Raw genomic sequence first — 5,419 nt, 5'->3', positions numbered from 1 at the left:
CAGCGGGGAGGGGGCCTTCGCCCGGCGGGGTACGCCGCTGACCGGGGGCGCCGGCCAGGGGGAGGCGGGGGCCGCGGTCGCCGTCGTCGGCCCCGACCACCCGGACCCGCATCCCCGAGGCCTCGGCCAGCCGGAGCTTGTCCATCGGCACCGCGGTCGCCGGGAGCCCGCCGATGGGACGGCCCAGCCCCGACGGGGCCGGGGCCGCGCCGCGGTCGGGCGGAGGGGCGGGTGCGCGACGGTCCCCGGCTCGCGGGGCCCGGCCCGGCAGGGTCAGATCGGGATGGTCCCCATCGTCGGTCCGATCGGAGGGAGGTCCGCCGTCCGTGGATGCGGGTCCCGGACGCGCCGGCGCCAGGGGGGCCTCCCCCACCAGCGGCGCGGTCGGGCGGGGGTCCGGGCCGCCGGTCGGGGGGTTGGGCCCCTCGGGCGTGGTCCCGCTGCGGTGAACGGCCCCCCCGCCCGGCGCGGCGGGAACCCGGGCCCCGTTGCGGCCCGGCGGCGTCGCCAGGTCGAGGTAGGGGGCGGGGACGTCAGGGTCCCCCGGGCCGGACGGCTCGGCGGGGGCCGGGTCCCCGACGGCCCGCTCGCCGCGTGACCCGCCGGGCGGTGGGGCCGGCATCCCGGTCACCGGCAGAGGTCCCGGTGAGACCGGCAGGGCGGTGACAGGGAGGCTCTTGGGCACGCCGGCGGTGACCATCCGACCGGGAGCCGGAGGATCGGTCCGCGACGGGGCGGGACGGGCCGGGGTGGCCAGGGCCAGGTCGGCCGGCGCGCCGCCGGAGCCCTCCGGGACGACCACGGGGGAGGGCCCCGGTGCACCGATCACCCTCTCCGGGGAGGGATCGAAACCGGCGTGGGGGCCGGGCGGGGCCGGCCCGCCGGCGGCGGGCTCAGGCTCGGGAAACCGGCGGGGGGCGGGCGCCGGCAACGGGGCGGGCGGGGCCGGAGCCGCCGGGCTCGACGTGAGAATCGGGCGCAGCCGGGGAGGAGCCGAGCCGTTGCCCGGCTCCGGATCGGACGGTTGCACGGGGCGGGTCAGCACCAGGTCCGGAGGAGGGACGGGGGCGGCGGGCACCGCGGCCGGCGTCTCCACGGGCCGGGCCACCACCAGGCCCTCGACGGTTCCCGCCGGTCCCTCGGGAGCGATCAGGTGGCCCAGGGGCCGGACGAGGACGGGGTCGGGCCGGCGCCGGCTCGGCAGGGAGCTCTCGAAGTCCGTGGCCACGACCAGCGGCATGGGGTCGAGCAGCGGCGGCGGGGGCGGGACCCGCGCCCACCCGGGGACGGCCAGCTCGGCCAGGTCGGCCGCGGTGATCGGGGCCGGGGTGGGCACGGGGGCCGGGGGCGAGGACGGGCCGGTCCGGTCAGCCGGTTGATCCCCTCGGCCGTCGCGGGTGCGCAGCCGGGACAGGAGGCCCACCGCCGCTACCCCTCGCCAGAGATGCGGCGGTTGATCTTGGCGATCTCGTTGACGAAGCGCAGCCGGGTCGGGTGCTCCATGTCCAGGATCTCGTCCATGGACCAATGGAAGTGGTAGGCGACGTACGCGACCTCCTCATACAGGCGATCGGCCGCGTACGTCACAGTTCCCCCAGGCGCCCACCGGCCAGATCGACCGCGAACCGCTCGTGGCACGCGGGGCAGCTCACCACTGCCCGCGTGTGGCCTTCGGTGTTGATGCGGCGGTACAGGTCCTGCAGGAAGGCGAGATCGGAGGCGAACAACCTCTCGATCACCTGCGCCCTCACGTCGTCCCCCTCGATGGTGCCGAGGCGGGTGATGACCCGGGCCAGCAGCACGACCGTCAGGTAGGCGGGATTGTCCCGGACGCGGTCGTCGTGCAGGGGAAGCAGCTCGTCCCGGGCCGTGGCCAGCCGCATGGTGCCGGACCGGTGCAGCGTCCCGCTCTCGTCGAGGTAGCCGCGGGGCAGCTCGAAGTCGAACTCGGTGCGCAGCGCGTCGACGGGCGGAAGGGGCGGCGGCACGGGTGGGGTGAGGACGGGATCGCTCCCGCCCTCACCCTCCGCATCGAGGACCCCCACCGCGGGCGATCCCGGGTGAACCCTTCGCATCAGGCCGGCTCGACGCCCTCGTGGACCATCGTGAGCTTCTCGGTGAGAACGCTCGTGTCGCCGGCCTTCATGGAGCCGAACTCGATGGACTTGGGCCATCCATTGTGGAACTTGTACTCCCGGACCGGCATGCCCTCGTAGTTGTAGATCTTGATCACGCCGTTCTTACGGGCATCGAGCATCTTGCCCTCGAACACGTTCTTGATCCACGTCTCCCAGTTCTTGTCGCCGGTGATGCCCCGGGTGAACGTGAGCTCGCCGGACTTCTTCCGGCCGGGCAGCCGCTTGTTGATGTACTTGCCGTCGATGGTGTTGTGCTTGAGCTCGATCTCGTCGCTCTCGAGCTTCAGCCCGTCGATCTCCTGGATCTCCTTGATCTCGATCCCGTCGATCTCCAGCCCGAACGACCAGCCAACACCGGTGTCGAACTCTGCGAACAGACTCATTGCTTCTTACCTTTCGCTTGTCTGCCGGCCGGTTACTCGGCCACCAGGCTGGTGCCGCCGGAGTACTGCGACATCCGGAAGATGACGAACTCGGCCGGCTTGACCGGGGCCAGCCCGATCTCGCACACGACCTGGCCGGCGTCGATCCCCTCGGCCGGGTTGGTCTCACCGTCGCACTTCACGTAGAACGCCTCGCCCGGAGTGGCCCCGAACAGCGCGCCCTTGCGCCATTCGTTGACCAGGAAGGCGGAGATGGTGCGGCGGATCTTGGACCACAGCGCCATGTCGTTGGGCTCGAAGACGACCCAGTCCGTGCCCTGCAGGATCGACTCCTCCAGGTAGTTGAAGAGCCGGCGGACGTTGAGGTAGCGCCACGAGGCGTCCGACGAGAGCGTGCGCGCACCCCACACCCGGATCCCCTTGCCCGGGAAGGCACGGATGCAGTTGATGCCGACCGGGTTGAGCAGGTCGTGCTCGTTCTTGGTGATGTTCACCTCGAGGCCGAGTGCGCCCCGCACCACCTCGTTGGCCGGCGCCTTGTGCACGCCGCGGGTGTCGTCGTTGCGGCCCCAGATGCCCGCCATGTAGCCCGACGGGGGGATGTGCTGGTTCGAGCCGCTGGCGGGATCGAACACCTTGACCCACGGCCAGTAGAGGGCGGCGTACTTGGAGTCGTAGCCGACCTTGTCGACCCGCCACTCCTTGATCTGCTGGGCGTTGAGACCCGGGGGCGGGTCGAGGATGGCGATCCGGTCCCCCATCAGCTCGCAGTGGGCGATCATGGCCAGCTGCACGGCCTGCACGCCCTCGAGGTCGACCACACCCTTCTGGTACGCCGACATCAGGTCGGGAACGCAGACCATGGTGACCTCGTCGATGGCCTCGAGGCCGCCGAAGCCGGTCCGGTCGGCAGCGTCGCCGACGTAGTCGTCGGGGGTCACACGCACCGGAACGGGAGCACCGCCGCCGGCCAGGGTGACCGCGCCCTTCGCCGCCGTCTCGGAGGCCAGACCAAGGTCCTCGAGCCGGATGGTCTTGGACTGGGCGTTGACGACCGTCACCACGTTCTGGCGGCCCTTCTTGAGCGACACGCTCTCGAAGCTCTCCACCACCTTGTCACCGCGCTTCACGTTGAGGTTGAAGGTGTCCTCGGCCGCGCCCTCGGGGGCGTCGGCCACCTCGACGGTGATGTCGTTGCCCGCCGGGCCCGACTCGAGGGCCTGGACCTTGAGCCCGGCCAGGCTGGCCTCGGCGGCGGTGCTGGCGCCGGCGCCCAGAGCGGGCGGCGAGTCACCGTTGGACGAGGCCTCGGCACCGATCCGCACGACGTAGCAGGCGCCGCCGCCGTTCTGGAAGTAGCCGTAGACCGATTGCGCCAGATACGCCCCCTCGACGAAGCTGCCGAAGTTCGAGACGTACTGGCTCCAGTTGGTGACGAGGGTCGGCTGGTTGACCGGGCCGGTCTCGGCCAGTCCGACGAAGGCGGCCACGGCGGTGCCCACACCCTCGATGGGGCGCGAGCCGGAGTCCACCTCCTCGACGTAGACGCCAGGTGACAGATAGGTGGGCATTTCCCGGTTTCCTCCCTGATAAGGACCTTCGCGATGGTGGACCGAAGCCGGTGTTTCCGGTTAGGCCGCTCGGACGGGCAAGCGGGCGCTTAGGCCTGCCTCTTCGGGCATGCGGTCAACGCCCCACCGCCGCCACGAGCGGGAAATAGGGCCCGAACTCCTCGGCCACGATCAGCCGGCCGATCTTGCGGTACTCCCTCTGGATGCCGACGACGACGTCGGCCATCCCCAGGGGGCGGTCGGCGTGGGCGGCCAGGTAGGCGGCGGTCACCGCCGCCGACCGGATCGACCCCCCCGCCATCTCGAAGGCCCGGGCGCAGAACTCGAGGTCGAGGTCGGCGGCCCTCGGTACCAGCGGCCCCAGGCAGCGCTCCCACAGGGCCAGGCGCAACTCGGCGTCCGGCAGCGGGAAGTCGACGACCACGTCGAGGCGGCGGGCAAAGGCCTCGTCGAGGTTGGCCCGCAGGTTGGTGGTCAGCACCGCCAGGCCGTCGAACGTCTCCATCCGCTGCAGCAGGTAGGCGGTCTCCATGTTGGCGAAGCGGTCGTTGGAGTCGCGCACCTCCGAGCGCCGCCCGAAGATGGCGTCGGCCTCGTCGAACAGCAGGATGCCGTTGACCTCGTCGGCCTCGCTGAAGATCCGCTCGAGGTTCTTCTCGGTCTCCCCCACGTACTTGTCGACGACCGTCGGCAGGCTCACCACGTACAGGTCCATGCCGAGGGCGTAGGCGAGCACCTCGGCCGACATCGTCTTGCCGGTGCCGGGGTCCCCGGCAAACAGGCTCGTGACGCCCCGGCCCCGGCCACCCCCGGGACGCATCCGCCAGCCGTCGAGCACCCGCTCGCGCTGGCGGGCCCGGATGGCCAGGTCCCGGAGCGACTCCAACGATGCCGGCGCCAGGACGAGGTCGTCCCAGCCGACGGCGGGCTCGATGCGGCGGGCCAGGCGCTCGAGGCCCGGGGAGTTCTGGGCCCGGGCGCCGTGACGCAGCGCCCGCGCCGTCACCGCCGTCTGCTCGACGCGGGCCTCGAGGAGGGCGGCGCGAGCGGCCCGGTCGATCTGCTCCACCGTGAGCCGGAACTGGGCGGTGGCCGCCACCGGGTCGAGGTCGGCCTCGACCGCCCCGGCCAGGCTCGAGCGCAGCTGGGCCCGGCGCTCCTCGGTCGTGGTCGGCGGGACGTCCAGCAGGAGCGGCACCTCGGGCGACCACGACGGCTCCCAGCCGCAGCGACCGAACAGGACGACGGGGTGCTCGAGCTGGGCCAGGCGCCGCAGGGCGGAGGGGCGGTCCAGGATGGCGTCGATCGGGCCCGCCGCCAGCGCCCC

At 72.5% G+C, this 5,419-nt stretch carries 6 protein-coding genes; all 6 read right to left on the bottom strand.

Annotated elements, in window-relative coordinates:
• The coding region (locus VFW24_10820) for a hypothetical protein (protein HEX5267254.1) at positions 1–1,336 on the bottom strand (1,336 nt) is incomplete at its 3' end.
• A 92-nt stretch (positions 1,337–1,428) separates the two neighbouring features.
• Positions 1,429–1,587 (bottom strand): DUF6760 family protein, encoded by a 159-nt coding sequence (locus tag VFW24_10815; protein ID HEX5267253.1) that lies wholly within the window; start codon positions 1,585–1,587, stop codon positions 1,429–1,431.
• The gene (locus VFW24_10810; protein HEX5267252.1) at positions 1,584–2,045 is read right to left on the bottom strand and encodes a hypothetical protein; all 462 of its coding nucleotides are present in this window, start codon (positions 2,043–2,045) and stop codon (positions 1,584–1,586) included. Before VFW24_10810 ends, VFW24_10815 begins: the two co-directional genes overlap by 4 nt.
• 29 nt (positions 2,046–2,074) lie before the next feature.
• On the bottom strand, positions 2,075–2,521 hold the full coding sequence (locus VFW24_10805; protein ID HEX5267251.1) for a phage tail protein: 447 nt from the start codon (positions 2,519–2,521) through the stop codon (positions 2,075–2,077).
• 32 nt (positions 2,522–2,553) lie between these two features.
• Complete coding sequence (locus VFW24_10800) at positions 2,554–4,092, bottom strand: phage tail sheath family protein (protein ID HEX5267250.1); 1,539 nt, start codon at positions 4,090–4,092, stop codon at positions 2,554–2,556.
• A 115-nt stretch (positions 4,093–4,207) separates the two neighbouring features.
• A partial coding sequence (locus tag VFW24_10795) for an ATP-binding protein (protein HEX5267249.1) occupies positions 4,208–5,419 on the bottom strand: 1,212 nt, incomplete at its 5' end.

It is taken from the genome of Acidimicrobiales bacterium (assembly GCA_036273495.1).
GTDB lineage: Bacteria > Actinomycetota > Acidimicrobiia > Acidimicrobiales > JAJPHE01 > DASSEU01.
This window is presented reverse-complemented; position numbering and strand designations above follow the sequence as displayed.

Bases quoted from the DNA above. Each gene is read 5' to 3' on its own strand.
- VFW24_10800 (HEX5267250.1), bottom strand. From the start codon at position 4,092: ATGCCCACCTATCTGTCACCTGGCGTCTACGTCGAGGAGGTGGACTCC.
- VFW24_10805 (HEX5267251.1), bottom strand. From the start codon at position 2,521: ATGAGTCTGTTCGCAGAGTTCGACACCGGTGTTGGCTGGTCGTTCGGG.